Below are 16500 nucleotides of genomic sequence, written 5' to 3' on the forward strand. Positions count from 1 at the left end.
TCAGTGGTCGTGGTCTCCGGGCGCTCCGTCGACGGCCCCGTCGCCGTCCTCGGCCTCGTCGGGCTCCAACGCGCCGCTGCCCGGGGCGGCCGGGAGGTACAGGTGGATGTGGCCGTGACCGGCGTCGATGCTGATCACGTCCAGTTGGGTGGCGGCCACCGACCACGCGCGAACCGCCTGGTCACGCAGGTCGATGGTGAGTTCGAGGAGTTCGGCGCCCTGTTCCCCGTCGGCGGCGACGGCGACGTCGAGGGTGTCCAAGGTGGATCCGAGCACGTCCACGGAGCCGCGCAGACCCGCGTGGGTGACGTTGAAGCCGGTCTCGCCGGACTCGGCGTGGTCCAGGTGGGCGCGGGCGTTGTCGGTGGTCCGGTTCCAGTCGGCGATGGTGTCGGAGTCGGGGAGGTCCCCGGCGGGCTCGGATCCGTCCTCGGGCAGCGCCTCGCCCAGGGCCTCCAGGACGGGCACGAGTTCCTCGTGCGCGGCGCGGGTGTGCTCGATGAGCTCCGCCACCTGGCCGACGTGACGATCGGTCGCGGAGGCCTCCAACTCGGCGACGCGGGCCGGGTCGGGGGTGACGGCGCCATCACCGCCGTCGACGATCGTGACCACCAGCGCGACGACGGCGCCCACGAGCAGGATGGATCCGCCGGTCAACCACCAGGTGAGGCGGCCGGCCTCGCGGGTCACCACCTTCTCGGTCGTGTCGGGCCCGGCCGAGCCCCGATCGTCCTTCTGTCGTTTCCGGGTGCTCAACTGGCACCTCCTGTCCTGGCGCTGACCGGCTGGGGGGAGCGGCGGGGCCGAGGCCGGCCCCGCCGCGGGTGGTGCTATTCGATGTCGGACACCTGGACGTCGCGGAACCACACCGTGTCGGCGTCACCGTGGTTCTGCAGACCGACGTGTCCCGCGGACAGGTCACGGTCGGGGTCGGTGTTCTCGAACTCGTTGACCAACTCGCCGTTGATCAGGATCCGGATGTGGGGGTCCGTGACCTCGATCTCCATCGAGTTCCACTCGCCCACGACCTCCGGGTGGGAGGTGGCCGCCTGGAAGTCGTAGACGGCGCCCGTCCGGGTGATCGGGTCGCCCTCCGGCGCGCCGAACGGATCGATCTGGATCTCGTAGCCCTCGTCGACGGCGACCCACGGGTCGTCACCGGGCTCGGGGAAGCCGACGAAGACTCCGGAGTTGTCGGTCTCCTCGTGAGTCAGGTAGTCGACCTTCAACCGGTAGGAGTCCAGCTCCGTCTCGTGCCAGAGCAGCCCCATGCCGCCGGACGATTCGAGCACGCAGCCCTCGTCGGTCTCGACGACGTCGAAGCCGCCCGGACCGGCCATGTTCCAGCCGTCCAACGACTCGCCGTCCCACAGGGCGGTAGCGCCGTCGTCGACGTTCGGCGGCTCGCAGCCCTCGGGCTCGGGTTCCGGCTCGGGTTCGGGTTCCGGTTCGGGCTCCGGCTCCTCTCCGTGGTGATCGGCGTTCACGTCGAAGTAGTTGAGGTTGAACAGGTTCTCGTCCGCACCGGCGTCCCCGTTGGTGAAGACCAGGAACAGTTCCATCGTGCCGCCCGGGTCGGTGACGTCCATGGTGACGTCGGCCCACTCCTGCCAGCCGCCGGTGGGTTCGACGTCGACGGAGCCGACCACTTCACCGTCGGGGGCACCCGCGCGGGCCTCGATGGCGCCGCCCGCTCCTTCGGAGGCCACACGGAAGTCGATCTGCTCGACCCCGTGCAGGTTGACCGGGTCGTAGGCGACCCAGCTGCCGTCGAAGACGCCACCGATGTTGCGCAGACCACCCTCGGGGTCCTCGGTGGTCTCGGTGACGACGTTCTCGCTGTCGGTGAAGTACTGCGCCTGCATCCGCGACGGGTTGAGCTTGACCCCGTCGCTGCCGGTCAGGGCCGGGACATCGTCCCCGCCCCCGTCGGTGTACTCGGCCTGGAGCACCCAGAAGATGTTCATGTCGTGGCCGTGACCACCGTCGGTCCCGGTCTCGCTGACACCCTCACAGCCCTCGTACTGGGTCCAGGGATGGGCGTGGGTGTCGTGGCCGAGCGAGGACGTGACCTCCACGTCGGCGCAGTCGACGCCGTCCCCGATCGAGCCGTCCTCGGCGTCCTCCACGGACACCTCGAACGGGATCTCGTCGCCCCAGTCGAAGAACTGACCGTCCAGGGGCGTCTGGAACGCCACCTCGGGCGCGGTGTTGCCCGCGGTGATCGATACCGTGGCCGTACCTGTGCGCCCCTCCTCGTCCGTCAGCGTGAGGGAGACGTTGTAGCGTCCGCCCTCCTCGAAGGTGTGGGTCGGGGAGACCTCGGTCGAACTCTCGCCGTCACCGAAGTTCCACTCGTGGTCGAAGGCGAGACCACCGGGGTGGAAGGACTCCTCCCCGGAGAACTCCACGGTCAGCGGCGCCGCGCCGGAGGTGGCATCGGTGCCGATGCGGGCCACCGGGCTGTCCCCGGAACCCGCGTAGTCGATACGGGAGATCGCCGAGTCCTCGGCGCCGCCGAAGTATCCCGAGCCGTACTCCAGCACGTACAGGGCGCCGTCCGGGCCGAACTCCATGTCCATGGGGTTGGCCAGGTCGATGTCCGGAACGGTCTCGGTGATGTCGAGGACGCCGCCCTCGTCGTCGAGGTGGACCTGCTTGATCCACTGGCGGCTCCACTCGTACAGCAGCGGGACGCCGTCGTAGTACTCGGGCCACTTGTTGTCCGAGTCCAGTTCGGGGTCGAAGTCGTAGGCCGGGCCGCCCATCGGGGCGCCACCGCCCGTGCCCAGGTGCGGGAACTCCTCGGATTCGTCGTAGTCGTACCAGATCGCCGCCGGGGTGATCGGGGGAGTCTTCTCCAGTCCGGTGTTGCGCGGGGAGTCGTTGACCGGGGCGTCGCAGTCGAACGGCTCGCCCGAGGTCCCCTCACCGAAGTCGTGGTCGACGTAGGGGGAGTTGTTCCCGATGCAGTACGGCCAGCCGATGTTGACCGGTTCGGTGATGTGGTGCCACGTCACCGTGTTCTGCGGTCCTCGCTCGGGGTCGGCCTCGGGGGCGTCCGGCCCGTAGTCGGCCAGATAGACGCTGCCGTCCTCCTGGTCGACGCTGAACCGGAACGGGTTGCGCAGACCCATGGCGAGGATCTCGGGGCGGGTCGGTTCACCGTCGGAGGACTCCGGCGGGAACAGGTTGCCCTCGGGGATGTCGTAGCTTCCGTCCTCGTTCACCGAGACCCGCAGCAGCTTGCCGCGCAGGTCGTTGGTGTTGCCCGAGCTGCGCTGGGCGTCGAAGGCCGGGTTGCGGGTCTCGCGCTCGTCGTGCGGGCTGAACCCGTCGGAGCCGAACGCGCTGGTGTCGTCACCGGTGGACAGCAGCAGGTTGCCGTCCGGGTCGAAGTCGATGTCACCACCGACGTGGCAGCACATGCCGCGGGTGGCCTCGACCTCCAGGATCACCTGCTCGCTCTCCAGGTCCAGGCTCGGTTCCTCACCGTCCACGAACTGGAAGCGCGACAGGTTGTTGTGCGCCTCGTAGGGTTCGAAGTCCTCCGGTTCGCCGTCCTCGGGGGCGGCGCCGGACGGGACCCCGTCCAGGACGGGCGCGTAGTACAGGTACACCCACCCGTTCTCCTCGAAGTCCGGGTCCAGGGCCACGCCCTGGAGGCCGTCCTCGTCGTGGTCGTAGACGGGCACGTCCGCCAGCGCGGCGGTGCTGTAGCTGTCCGGCGACCACAGGGACACCTGCCCGTTGCGGGAGGTGTGCATGACCCGGCCGTCCGGCAGGACCGCCATGCCCATGGGTTCGCCGACGTTCTCCTCGCCCTGGGCGAGCGTCACCTTCTCGAAGTTGTCCCATTGAGTGGCACCGCAGTCGCCCTCGACCTGCCCGGCGGCCCACTGGAGGCCTCCCAACAGGTGCTCGGAGAACTCGGGCTCGGTGTAGGACTCGATGGTGTGGCCGCCGCCCGTGTACCAGGACCGACCGCCGTCGTAGACCTGACACCAGGCGATCGGGTGGTCGAAGCCCATCTGCCCGGCGGGGTCGACCTCGTCCTCATAGGAGGCCTCGTTCAGGCCGGCGAGGACGTGTACGTCACCGCGCGGGCTGACGTCGAAGTCGTACCACTCGTCGTGCCGCTCCCAACTCGCCGGGAGCATGTCGGTGGAGGGATGGGCCCGGTCGTTGACCATGACCTCGGCGTCCTGGGTGCCGGGCGGGTGGCTGGAGAAGTACGCGCCGACCAGTTCGCCGTACCACTCCCAGTCGTAGTGGGTGTCGGAGGCGGAGTGGACGCCGACGTAGCCGCCGCCCTCCTGGACGTAGTTCTCGAAGGCGGCCTGCTGGTCCTCGTCCAGGACGTCGCCGGTGGTGGAGAGCCAGATGACCACGTCGAAGCGGGCCAGGTCCTCGTCGTTGAAGACCTCGGCGTCCTCGGTGTGCTCGGTCTCGAAGCCGTGTTCCTCGGCGAGGGCCTCGTAAAGGGCGATGCCGTGCGGGATGGAGTCGTGTCGGAAACCGGTGGTCTTGGAGAAGATGAGCGCGCTGAACGTGTCCTGTTCGGCTTCGTCGGCCTGGGCCGGGACCGACGTCAGGCCGAGGGCCAGGGCGACGGCCGCGGCCGTCGCGGCGAGTGCTCGTAGGGGACTGCTGATCACGGATTACCTCACCTGGGGGTGGGGGTCGATGAGTCCGTGCGGCGTGCCGGCGCCGACGGCAGGGACGATCTCGCGGTCACGGTGGACCGGGCCGGTCGAGGACCGGCGTCCGGTCGCGGTGCGGGCGCGAACCGTTCGGGGTGTTCCTGCTATCGCGTTCGGAGGCGGGGGATGGCCGCCTCATCGTGTGTCAGTACACGGCGGCTCCTTTCGACGGGGGCAGGGAGGTCGTGAGCGGGCGGAGGAAGGCCAGGCCGTCGACAGCGATCGCGTCCTGGGAGACGGCCAGGGGCCGCCACACGGACGCGGCCGTGGCGATGGACTCATTGTCGGCAGTGAACGACTCGATGACCAGGGGTCCAAAGTAACCGGATTTACCCAGGTTGCTCACGATGCGTGACCAGTCCAGGTGGTCGGCTCCGGGCGTCCCACGATCGTTCGCGCAGACCTGGACGTGATGGATCCGGCCGGCGGCGCGGGTGATCGCGTCCGCCACGTCCCGCTCCTCGATGTTCATGTGGTAGAGGTCCAGCGCCAGCCCGCAGTGCTCCGCGGGCAGGTCGGCGAGGACCTCCAGGGCCTGGTCGACGGTGTTGAGCACGCTGGTCTCGTACCGGTTCAGCGGCTCCACGGCCACCCGCACCCCCGCGGCCGACGCGTGGTCGACCACGGGGGCGAGCGCCTCGGTGAGTTCGGCGCGCAGTCCCGCCCGCTCAGACGGGGACATCCGCCACGTACGTCCCACCGAGGCGTAGGCCGGGCCCGCGACGACGGTGGAACCGACCTCCGCCGCGGCGTCCACGACCCGTCTCAGGTAGTCCCGGGTCGCCTGTCGGGTGTCGGTGTCGGTCGCCACCAGTTCCCGACCCGGCCCCATGACCAGCACGACGCTCGCGTCCAACCCCAGGTCCTCCAGGAGGACGCGGGCACGCCGGGGGTCCCAGTCGCCGATGTTCTCCACCGGCAGCTCCAGCAGATCGAACCCCCACCCGGCGACGCGGGGCGCGATCCGTTCCAGCGCGGCGTCGGTCAGCGGAGACGTCCACACCCAGGTGTTGACCCCCAGCGCGCGCATCTACCGGTCCACCCAGGCCTCGGGGAAGCCCGGCAGGTCCTCGCCGCCGAACTTCGCGTAGTGCAGGGACGGCATGTCGGAGTTGCGGTCCAGGTAGTCGTCGAGCTCGTCCTCACGGATCGGGTCCTGAGGCAGGACCCACTCGGCCGGGACCTCCTCGCCGGCCAGGATCATGCCCGCGGCGATGACCGGGGTGCGCCACTGGAAGTTGGAGTACACCGGCGCGATCGCGGTCAGCCCCTCCTCGTCCCACTTGCGCATGAAGCTCAGCTCGTCCTCACCGGCGATCACCGGGTAGGGCTGACCGGCGTCCTCGAAGGCCTCCAGACCCGCCACGGCGCCGTCACCGGCGTCCATCCAGATGCCGTTGACCTCACCGCGCTGCAGGTGCTGGGAGACCAGGTCCTTGATCTGGGCGCCATCGCCCTCGGTGAACTCGAAACCGAGCACGTCCAGCTCGCTGTCGGCGAAGATCTCCTGAGCGGCCGCCCACCGGTGCTCCAGCACGTCGACACCGGGCAGGATGCGCAGTGCCAGGACGGTCGAACCCGGCTCCAGGTTCTCCACCAGGAAGTCGGCCGCGTCGGCGCCATAGGCGTAACCGCCGATCGGATGGATGAACGTGACCATGCAGTCGCTGTTCACGCCACGGTCGAAGACGACAACCGGGACACCGCTCTCACAGGCGGTCTCCACGGCCGGGGTGAGGGTGGCGGTGGTGGACGGGGAGATGATGATCGCGTCGCAGTTCCCCGAGTCCACGAACGCCTGGATGTCGGAGATCTGCTGGTTGTCGTCGTCGGCCGCGTCGGAGCTGTCGAAGCTGCCGATCCGGCCCTCGTCGACCAGCGCCTCGACCTGCTGCTCCATGGTGATGAAGCCGGTCACGCGCCAGGGGTTGGACACCGACGCGTTGGAGAAGCACAGGTGCGCGTCCTCCGGGTCGTCGATGGCGAAGTCGGAGGTGTCGACCCACTCGGGTTCGATCGCCTGCATCCAGGGCTCGTCGGCGGGGCCCTCGGGTTCGATGTCGCGCTGGGCCATCTGGGCGTCGAACTCGGCCTGGTCGAACCACTCGGCGTCCGGGGACAGCTCGCCGCCGTTCTCGCCCTCGGCCGTGCCTTCGTCGGGGTTCTCGGGTGCGTCGGTCGTACAGGCGCTGAGTACCAGTGTCAGGCCGGCCGCGCCGGCGAGGAGTACGCGGGATGCGCGCATGGGGGGTTACCTCCTGGAAGAGTCGAGCTGCCGCTCGTTCGGGGGGTCCGGTCGCCTTCGCGGACGAGTCGGTGGACGCGGGTCGCCGCGACGGGAGGCGTAGGCCACCGCCGCGATGATGATGAGCCCCTGGGCCGTCGGCTGGATGGTCGACGGCAGGTACAGCTGGTTGAACAGGGTGAAGAGCGCCTCCACGGTGAGGGCGCCGAGCACGGCGGCCACGACGGTTCCGCGACCACCGCCCAACACCACGCCGCCCAGGACGACGGCGGTGATGGCGGTGAACTCCAATCCCTCACCGACCTGGGCGGTCACCCCGGCGAAGCCGCCGATCAGGACGGCGGCCACGGTGGCCATGAGGGAGGACCCGACGAAGGCCAGGGTGCGCACCCGCCACACCCGGACCCCGGAGAAGGCGGCGGCGGTGTCGTTGTCACCGGTCGCCATGAGGGAACGTCCGTAGGGCGAACGCATCAGGAGGATCGCCCCGACCGTGAGCACCGCGGCGATGACCAGCGCCCACGGGAGCTGTCCCAGCACCGGGACACCCTCCAGACCGTGTCGGCCGAACACACGGAAGCCCTCCGACAGGGCTCCGGTGGGCGCGCCTCCGGTCCAGTAGCGCACGGCGCCGAACAGGATCAGCATCGTGCCGAGGGTGGTGATGATCGACGGGACCTTCAGCAGGGTGGTGACCAGGCCGTTGACCAGACCCACCAACAGACCGAAGAGCAGCATCAGCCCGATCACCGGGTAGGTCATCGCCTCGTCGCCGTCGATGAGGCGCGCGGCGATCACCACCTGGGCGCCGACCAGCGAACCCACCGACAGGTCGAACTCACCGGAGACGATCACCAGGTACTGGCCGATCGCGAGGACGACCAGCGGGGCCGCCTTCTTCGCGAACGCCATCAGCGGCGGCCCCTCGAAGAACGACGGGTTCTGGGTGGCGATGACCACGAAGATCAGCACCAGCAGCACGGACACGGTCCCGGTACCACCGCGCAGGGTGGACAGGAAGCGGGCGCGGGCGGTCGTCGGTTCGGTCATCGGGTACCTCCCCGGGCCGCGGGTTCCGCTTCCGGTGGTGAAGTCGGGGGATCCGGGGGACCGCCCGCCGAGGGTGGTGCGCCGCCGGAGGGGAAACGGAGGCGGACGGCCGTCCGGGCGTGCTGCCCACGGGCGTAGATGGCCACTGCGGCGATGACGATGGCGCCGCGCAGTACGTCCTTGACGAACGGGTCGACGGACAGGGTGTTGAAGACCGTGTCGAGGGTGGCGAGGATGAACACGCCCGCGACGGTCCCGGCGACGCCGCCGCGCCCGCCCAACAGGTACGTCCCGCCCAGTACGACCGCGGCGATGGCCTCCAGCTCGTAGCCGTTGCCGTACACCAGCGTGTTGCCGGTGCCGAAGCGCGAGGCCAGCAGCAGACCGGCGACGCCGGCCGTCATGGAGCACAGCACGTGCGCGATGATCACCGGCAGCTCGGGGCGGATCCCCGACAGGCGCGCCACCTCGGCGTCACCGCCCACGGCGTACATGTGGAAACCGGTCCGGGTGCGACGCAGGAACAGGATCACGGCCACGGCCAGCGCCAACATCACCAGTGTGGAGACCGGCAGGACGCCGACCCTGGAGAGACCGAACATCTGGAACTCGGCCGGGATCGACCCGCCGGGACCCTGGAAACGAGTGTCCAGGTAGCCCTTGATGATCAGCCCCATGCCCAGGGTGGCGATGAACGGGTTGACCCTCAGCTTGGTGATGATGAGCCCGTTGACCAGGCCGATCAACGCGGCCAGGCCCAAGGTGGCCCCGATGCCGAGGACGATGCGGGAGGGGTCTCCCGCCATCGTGATCGCGGCGACCATGGTGGACAGCGCCGTCACGTACCCCACCGACAGGTCGAGGGAACGACACAGGATCACCAGGGTCTGCCCGATGGCGAGGAACCCCAGCAGACTGGACCGGGTGAACAGGTCCACCGTGTTGGCCGCGGTGAACAGGTTGCCGCCGCGGAGGGCCACGAACAGGGCACCGCCCACCAGCACGATCACCAGGGCGAGGTAGACCAGGCCGGTGGTGCCGGTACGGGCGCGCAGGTTCCTCGAAGCGGAGACGACTCGGGTCACGGGGCGGCCTCCTCACGGTGTACGGAGGCACCGGTGGCCAGGGCCATCACGGTCTCCTCGCTGGAACCACCCGGAAGTTCGCCGGCCACCCGGCCGTCGTCGAGCACGACGAGACGGTCGGACATCCCGATGAGCTCGGGCAGCTCGGAGGATATGAGCAGGATCGCCACCCCGGCGGCGGCGAGTTCGCGCATCAGGGAGTACACGGCCTGTTTGGCGCCCACGTCGATCCCGCGCGTGGGTTCGTCCAGGATCATGACGCCGGGGTCGGTGGCCAGCCACTTGGCCAGAACCACCTTCTGTTGGTTTCCGCCGGACAGGAACCGGACCTCCTGCCCGTGGCCGCCGCGGGCGACCAGCTCCAGGGAGGAGAGGATGCCCGGGATCCGCCGGGCGCGCCGCCCCGAACCGAACGGCAGCACGGCGTCGAGCACCAGGCGGGCGTTGGCCAGGACGGACTGATCGAGCAGTAGGCCCTGGCTCTTGCGATCCTCGGTGACCAACGCCAGGCCGGCGCGTACCGCCTGCCTGGGTGAACGCGGGTCGATCCGACGTCCGTCGACGTGGACCTCACCTCGGGTGAACCGGTCGACGCCGAAGAGCCCGTGCGCGATCTCGGTGCGGCCGCTGCCCTGGAGCCCGGCCAGCCCGACGATCTCGCCGCCGCGTACCTCCAGGTCGATCCCGTCCAGTCGGGTGTTCCCCGCGCCGGACACCGACAGGCGCACCTCGCCCACGTGTTCTCCGTGGGGTCCGAGGGGTTCGGGGAAGACGGAGGAGACCGGCCGGCCCACCATCTTGCGGACCAGCTCCGCGGGTCGGGTGTCGGCGGCCACCATCGTGTCCACCAGGTGACCGTCCTTGAGCACGGTGATGGTGTCGGCCAGGTCGAAGATCTCCTTCAACCGGTGCGAGACGTAGAGGATGCCCACACCGCGCTCCCGCAGCCGGGCGATGATCCGGTAGAGGACCTCGACCTCGTGGTCGGCCAGGGCGGCGGTCGGCTCGTCCATCGAGATGACGCGTGCGTCGTGGGAGAGCGCCTTGACGATCTCCACCACCTGCTGCTCGGCCACCGACAGGTGCCGCACCTTCGACCAGGGGGCGATGCCCGCCAACCCGAGGTCGGCCAGGAGTTCGGCGGTGGCGCTCTCCATCGCCCGATCGTCCACCATGCCCCGGGTGCGGGTCTCCCGCCCGAGGAACACGTTCTGGGCGACCGTGCGCTCCGGGAGCAGGTTGAACTCCTGGAAGACGGTGGAGACCCCGGCGCGCTGGGCCCTGACGGGGTGCTCGAAGGAGACCTCCGCGCCGTCGAGTTCGATCCGGCCGGTGTCGGCCCTGTGCACCCCCGCCAGCACCTTCATGAGCGTGGACTTGCCCGCGCCGTTCTCCCCGACCAACGCGTGCAGTTCGCCGGCGCGCAGCTCCAGGTCGACCCCGTGCAGGACGCGCACGCCCAGGAAGGACTTGCCGATGCCGGTCATCCTGAGCAGGGGCGCGCCGGTCATACCGGTTCCACCTCTTCTATGGCGGGGACGTCGACCCAGCGACGTTCCGCGGCCGAGAGCAGCACGGACTCGGCGATCGCTGCCGCGCGCAGACCGTCGGCGAACACCGGAAGGCCGTCCGGTTCGTCTCCGGCGATCGCCGCCCCGGTGTCGTGGACCAGAGCGTTGAAGCAGTCCTGGTAGCCCTGCGGGTGGCCGACGGGCAGGGTGACCAGACGCGCGGCCTGGGAGCTGAGTTCGGGGTCGTCCCGGGAGATGATCCCGGTCCGGCCGCGCCCGCCCTCCCACAGGGTCTCGGGGTGTTCCTGGTCGAAGCGCAGCGAACCCTTCGTCCCGGAGACCTCCAACACCAACTGGTTCTTCCGGCCCGGGGAGACCTGGCTGATCACGGCGTTGCCCACGGCCCCGCCCCCGGTGGCGAACTGGAAGGACACCAGGTCCTCCGTGGTGACGGGCCGGCCGCCGTTCTCCCCGCGGGTGTCGGTGATCCGGGAGACCTGGGCGCTGACCTCGGTGATGCGGTCGCCGGTGACGAATTCGAGCATGTCGCACCAGTGCGAGCCGATGTCGCCGAAGGCCCGGGTGGGCCCGCCGAGCTCGGGGTCGACCCGCCAGTTGCTCTCCTCGGGGTGGAGGAGCCAGTCCTGTAGGTAGCCGCCATGGGCCAGACCGACCCGGCCGATGGAACCGGAGGCCACGCGCGCGCGGGCCTCGCGCGCCATGGGATGGAAGCGATAGACGAAGGGCACCACGGCGACCCGGCCCGCCGCGGAGGCGGCGCGGGTGAGCTCGCGGGCGGTGTCGGCGTCGGTGGCCAGGGGCTTCTCGCACACCACGTGCTTTCCGGCGGCCAAGGCGGCCAGGGAGAGTGGAGCGTGCAGGTGGTTGGGGGTGCACACGTGCACCACGTCCACGTCGGGGCTGTGGATGAGGTCGAGGGCGTCGGCGTGGGCCCGGGCGATGCCGTGCTCGGCGCGGAACCGTTCCGCCTTGGCGTGGGAGGAACCGGCGACCCCGACGACCTCGCCGCCGTTGGCGCGGACGGCGTGGGAGTGGACCCGTCCCATGAAGCCGGTGCCGACGATCGCCGCTCGGTAGGCCTGGGGGATGGCCGGTCCGGACGAGGGGGCGTCCGAACTTGTGACCTTCTTCACTGACATGTCTGGGACGTTACGTCGGACTTATGTCGACGGTCAAGCATAAGTTGCCGGATCTGGACAAATTAGTTGGCTGACAGGAAATCAATAGATCCTGTGATTCACTGTTCGCATGACGGAAGACGCGCTCACCACGGCCGCACCCGGCGCCGGGACCCTGCTCCGGCTGCTGCGCGACGGCCGCCCCCGCACCCGCTCCGAACTGGCCACCGTCACCGGATTGGCCCGCTCCACCGTCACCCAACGCGTCGACGCGCTCCTGGCCAGTGGACTCATCGGTCCCGCGGGAGAAGCGGTCTCCACCGGCGGTCGCCCGCCCACGACCTTCTCGTTCCGACCCGAGGCGCGAGTGGTCCTGGCCGCCGACCTCGGCGCCACCCACGCGCGTCTGGCCCTCACCGACATGTCCGGCACCGTCCTGGCCGAGGACCGCGCCGACCTCGACATCGCCCTGGGGCCCGAACCCGTCCTGGACTGGGTCGTCGAACACGGCCTCGCCCTACTGGACACCGCCGACCGCGACGCCGACGAACTCCTCGGTGTGGGCATCGGCCTGCCCGGACCGGTCGAACACTCCACGGGACGCGCCGTCAACCCGCCGATCATGCCCGGCTGGGACGACTTCGACGTGGCCGGACACGTCAGCGCCTCGATCCGACGACCCGTGCTGGTCGACAACGACGTCAACATCATGGCCCTGGGCGAACACCACGTCGCCTGGCCCGGCGCCGGACACCTGATGTTCGTCAAGGTCGCCACCGGTATCGGCTGCGGCATCATCAGCGAGGGCCGCGTCTACCGCGGGGCCCAAGGCGCGGCCGGCGACATGGGACACATCCACGTCCCCAACGGCGAACAACGGCCCTGCCGTTGCGGCAACACCGGCTGTCTCGAAGCGGTCGCCAGCGGACACGCCCTCGCCGAGGTGCTCACCTCCGCCGGGGTCCCCGCCACGGGTGCGCGCCAGGTGGTGGAACTGTCCCGGAACGGGTCCGTCCCCGCCCTGCGCGCCCTACGTCAGGCGGGTCGCGACATCGGCGAGGTCCTGGCCGCCGCGGTCAACATGTTCAACCCGTCCGTGATCGTCATCGGCGGCGCGCTGGCCCTGGCCGGAGACCACCTCCTCGCCGGGGCCCGCGAGATCATCTACCAGCGGTCACTGCCGCTGGCCACCGAGAACCTCAGCATCGTCTCCTCCAAGGCCGGGGAGAGCGCCGGCGTCATCGGTGCGGCCGTCATGGTCATCGACCACTGTCTCAGCGCCCGTCACGCCCAGACCCTGGTCATGGGCGCCTGACGGTCACCGGCGACCCGGCTGGGAGCCCGGGGGCCGCAGGTGCCGCATCAGCGACCGGAACCGGCGCCACGCGTCCGGCTCCACCCCGTCCCCGATCCGGTACCAGACCACCGGGGTCATCGGCGGGCCGAACGCCTCGCCGCGAACCGGGGCGGCCAGCGCGCTCGACCTGCCGACCGCCAACACGCCCTCGGCGCCCACCGCCAGTCCCACCGGGATCGGCACGCCGGCCCAGCGCGGTGGCTGGAGCAGGTCGGTACGACCCATCGCGCGTCGCACGGTCATGGACCGCAGCCCGTCACGCTCGGCCAGTTCCCGCACCAGCGGCTCCAGCGCCTCCAGATCCGGTTCGTCCTCCGTCGCGACCGTGAAACGCACGCTCTCGCGCACCCCGGAGGTGATGGGGGAGACCCGCCAACGCCCACCGAACACGGGTTCGGCTCCGTGCGGGCCGTGGAAGAGGGCGGTGGTCTCACCGGGGGCGCGCCCCCGGGCCAGGGTGGTGAGGTCGACGGTGTCCCACTCGCGGGAGAGCGGTTCGGCCACGCCCCACACCGCGGGCGGGGCTCCGCCGAGCCGTTCGGCGAGCAGTTCCACCACCCCTCCCAGCTCCGGCTCGTCGGAGGCGGGGTGGTCCATCTGCAGGTCCACGTGCAGGTGGGAGCCGGTGACGTGTTGCTGTCGTGCTCGAAAGTCCGGGTGGGGGCCGTCCGCCGCCCGCATCCGAGAGTCGGGGACATAACCCACGTCGTCCCGCCACACCAGCGGGAGACCGTTGAAACCGTCGTAGTGGTGGCCGTCGTCGGTACGCACCACCCAGGTGGCGTTCGGGTCGCCCAAGAGCCCGCGCAGGGCGTGCGTGAGCACACTGTCGGAGGGGGTGACCACCTGCAACCCGAGGCCCTCGCGCCCGTACCGGGCCAGGGCGTCCACCAACCAGCCGGACAGCGACACGATCGGGCGGTCCTGCACCAGCACCGCGTGTCGCTCGGTCACCGCGCTCACCGCCGGATGGTCGGTGCCCCCGAGCAGGTGGGGTTCCCGCACAAGCCGCGACTCCGGTTCCCACACGACCCCGCCATGTCTTTCGACCAGGGCTTCGGTGAAACGGCGGGCCAACGCCGACGTGTCCACGTCCTCCAACTCGGTGCCCCTCGCCTCCACCCACAGCGGCTGCGCGGGAAGCTCGTCGGCGAGGCCCCGGCCCAGCAGGCGGTCGGCCTCGGACGAGGTGGCCAACCTCTGCCCGGACTGCACGGCGAGCACCAACCGCCCGGAGTCCTCGCGCAGCTCCACCACGGTGCCCTCGGCCACCAACCGGATCCGCAACGCCGGATCGACCGCGGCCAGGGCCTCCAGCAACGAACGACGGCCGGGGCTCCGCGCCAACAGGGCGATCACGTCACGACTCAACCGGGGGCTCCTCCACGGGGGATTCAGGGCGACCCATACGTTATCGGCCCCTCCCCGGGCCCCTGGGGCACGGGCGCACGAAAGGGGGACGGGACCTGGCGTCCAGGTCCCGTCCCATTCTTGGTGGCGTCTTCGTCTCGTCGTCGGCGTGTCCGGTCAGACATCTCGGCGAGCACGTTCCTCTTCGGCCTTTTGAAGCTCGGCTCGGGCACGTGCCTCGTCGTACTCGGCGTCCTCTTCCATCGCGTGGTAGCGAGCGGGGTCGTACTCACGCTGGTTCACGTCGGGCAGGATGCCCTCGTGTCGCAGGGCCCGACCGGGACGCTCGTCGGGGGTGGCCGGAACCCGGCTGATGATGGCGCTGCGGCCCACGCCGCGCAACAGCGAGGCGATGGCGATACCGCAGATCAGGTTGACCAGGCCGGTGAAGACCTGACTGGAGAGTTCAGCGCCCTGGGTGAAGGGCGTGAAGGCCGCGATGGCCGTGGCCAGACCCATGATCCAGCCGAAGAACGAGAGCGCGCGTGGCGCCGACAGCAACAGCATGTACAGCAGGGCGGTCGCGAGCAGTGCGACCAGACCCGCCACCAGTGCGTAGCCCACCGTCCCCGCGTCACCCAGGTAACCGGCGTCCTCCGGTGCCAGGACCGGGACGCCGAAGACTCCGCGGACGACCAGGGTCCCCGCGAAGATCACCAGGGCGGCGACCACCGCGGTGGCCAGGCCACCCGACCAGAGCCGGCTGACATTGACGGCTCGTTCACTTCCGTTTTCGTTCATACCGATATCCCTGGAATAGGGCCGTAAGTCGGTCGTAGCCCACATACCCGCAGCTCCCTGACCTAACCAGAGCGTGGAACACTGTGGGTATGGCTCCTTTCGCGCACGCCCGCGTCAACCTGGACGCGATCACCTCCAACGCACGTCTGCTCCGCGAGCGGGCCGGTGGAACACCGCTCATGGGTGTGGTCAAGGCCGACGGGTACGGGCACGGCATGGTGCCCGCGGCCCGCGCCCTCCTCGCCGGCGGCGCGTCCTGGCTGGGCACCGCGCTGATCAAGGAGGGTCTGGAACTGCGTCGGGCCGGGATCACCGTCCCCGTCATGTCCTGGATCATCCCGCCGGGGGAGCCCGTGGGCGAGGCCATCGAGGCCGACATCGACCTGGGCGTCAGCGACCGGGGCGTGCTGGACGAGGTGATCGCCGAGGCCCGGCGTCTGGGGCGGACGGCCCGTGTCCAGCTCAAGACCGACACCGGACTCAACCGCGGTGGTGTGTCCCCCGAGGACTGGGAATCGGTGGTCGAGGCCGCGGCCCGCGCCGAGGAGGAGGGGTTCATCAAGGTCAGCGGGGTGTGGTCGCACTTCGCCTGCGCCGACGAGATCGGACACCCCTCGATCCGCGCGCAGCTGGACGTGTTCCACAGGTCCCTCGACATCGCCGAGAAGGCGGGGTTGGAGCCGCAGGTACGGCACATCGCCAACTCGGCCGCGCTGCTGACCCTGCCCGAGGCCCGATTCGACCTCGTCCGCGGCGGAATCGCGAGTTATGGACTGTGCCCGATTCCGGATTTCGACGTGCCCGGATTGCGGCCCGCGATGACCCTCGAATCCAAGGTCGCGCTCACCAAGCGGGTCCCCGCCGGCAGCGGCGTCTCCTACGGACACCGTTACCTCACCGAACACGAGACCTCCCTGGCACTCGTGCCGCTGGGCTACGCCGACGGCGTCCCCCGGGCCGCCACCAACAAGGGCCCGGTGCTCCTGGGCGGACGTCGCCGCACCATCGCGGGAACAGTCTGCATGGACCAGTTCGTTGTCGATGTCGAGAACGACCCCGTGGCCCCGGGTGAGTACGCGGTACTGTTCGGCGACCCGGACGAGCACCCGAACGTCCCCACCGCTCAGGAGTGGGCAGAGGTCCTGGACACCATCCCGTACGAGATCGTCACGCGGATCGGTGTGCGCGTGCCCCGCGAGTACGTCGGCGGGGCGTGACCCACTCGCCGAAATCGGTCACCGCTACCTCCTGTCCCGCCT

Annotated in this window: 12 protein-coding genes; 2 read left to right on the forward strand and 10 right to left on the reverse strand. The window is 70.1% G+C overall.

Translation table 11 applies throughout. The annotated features are described in order from the left end of the window. The 8 genes from ACWGKS_RS14395 to ACWGKS_RS14430 form a co-directional block, all read right to left on the reverse strand. Positions 1-756: a hypothetical protein gene (locus ACWGKS_RS14395; RefSeq protein ID WP_358507004.1), complete on the reverse strand. Its 756-nt coding sequence runs from the start codon at positions 754-756 to the stop codon at positions 1-3. A gap of 74 nt (positions 757-830) precedes the next feature. Continuing rightward, positions 831-4658, reverse strand: coding sequence for a ThuA domain-containing protein (locus ACWGKS_RS14400; RefSeq protein ID WP_358507006.1), 3828 nt, complete (start codon positions 4656-4658; stop codon positions 831-833). A 190-nt stretch (positions 4659-4848) separates the two neighbouring features. Then, positions 4849-5733: a sugar phosphate isomerase/epimerase family protein gene (locus ACWGKS_RS14405; RefSeq protein ID WP_358507008.1), complete on the reverse strand. Its 885-nt coding sequence runs from the start codon at positions 5731-5733 to the stop codon at positions 4849-4851. After that, positions 5734-6948, reverse strand: coding sequence for a substrate-binding domain-containing protein (locus ACWGKS_RS14410; protein ID WP_358507010.1), 1215 nt, complete (start codon positions 6946-6948; stop codon positions 5734-5736). It abuts the gene before it with no gap. Positions 6949-6954: 6 nt separating this feature from the next. Further along, positions 6955-7998 carry an ABC transporter permease gene (locus ACWGKS_RS14415; protein WP_358507012.1) on the reverse strand — a complete coding sequence of 348 codons (1044 nt, stop codon included), beginning with the start codon at positions 7996-7998 and terminating at the stop codon, positions 6955-6957. Next, positions 7995-9083, reverse strand: a complete 1089-nt coding sequence (locus ACWGKS_RS14420; RefSeq protein WP_358507014.1) for an ABC transporter permease — start codon at positions 9081-9083, stop codon at positions 7995-7997. The genes ACWGKS_RS14415 and ACWGKS_RS14420 overlap by 4 nt, the downstream gene beginning before the upstream one ends. Then, a complete protein-coding gene (locus tag ACWGKS_RS14425; protein WP_358507016.1) occupies positions 9080-10594 on the reverse strand; it encodes a sugar ABC transporter ATP-binding protein in 1515 nt (504 codons plus the stop codon). The genes ACWGKS_RS14420 and ACWGKS_RS14425 overlap by 4 nt, the downstream gene beginning before the upstream one ends. After that, positions 10591-11748 carry a Gfo/Idh/MocA family protein gene (locus ACWGKS_RS14430; RefSeq protein WP_358507068.1) on the reverse strand — a complete coding sequence of 386 codons (1158 nt, stop codon included), beginning with the start codon at positions 11746-11748 and terminating at the stop codon, positions 10591-10593. The genes ACWGKS_RS14425 and ACWGKS_RS14430 overlap by 4 nt, the downstream gene beginning before the upstream one ends. A 115-nt stretch (positions 11749-11863) precedes the next feature. Here ACWGKS_RS14430 and ACWGKS_RS14435 point away from each other — a divergent pair, with 115 nt between their 5' ends. Continuing rightward, entirely contained in the window at positions 11864-13048 is a 1185-nt protein-coding gene (locus ACWGKS_RS14435; RefSeq protein ID WP_358507018.1) for an ROK family transcriptional regulator, read from the forward strand. Positions 13049-13051: 3 nt separating this feature from the next. Here the strand turns inward: ACWGKS_RS14435 and ACWGKS_RS14440 are convergent, their stop codons facing one another. Both ACWGKS_RS14440 and ACWGKS_RS14445 read right to left on the reverse strand, forming a co-directional pair. Then, complete coding sequence (locus tag ACWGKS_RS14440; protein ID WP_358507020.1) at positions 13052-14461, reverse strand: DUF6177 family protein; 1410 nt, start codon at positions 14459-14461, stop codon at positions 13052-13054. Between the two features lie 156 nt (positions 14462-14617). Then, the gene (locus ACWGKS_RS14445) at positions 14618-15241 is read right to left on the reverse strand and encodes a DUF6069 family protein (protein WP_358507022.1); all 624 of its coding nucleotides are present in this window, start codon (positions 15239-15241) and stop codon (positions 14618-14620) included. 89 nt (positions 15242-15330) lie between these two features. On the opposite strand from ACWGKS_RS14445, the gene alr reads away from it, so the two are divergent. Beyond that, positions 15331-16458, forward strand: a complete 1128-nt coding sequence (gene alr / locus ACWGKS_RS14450; RefSeq protein ID WP_358507024.1) for an alanine racemase — start codon at positions 15331-15333, stop codon at positions 16456-16458. The last annotated feature ends 42 nt before the right edge of the window (positions 16459-16500 follow it).

The sequence above is a fragment of the Nocardiopsis sp. NPDC055879 genome, assembly GCF_053615935.1.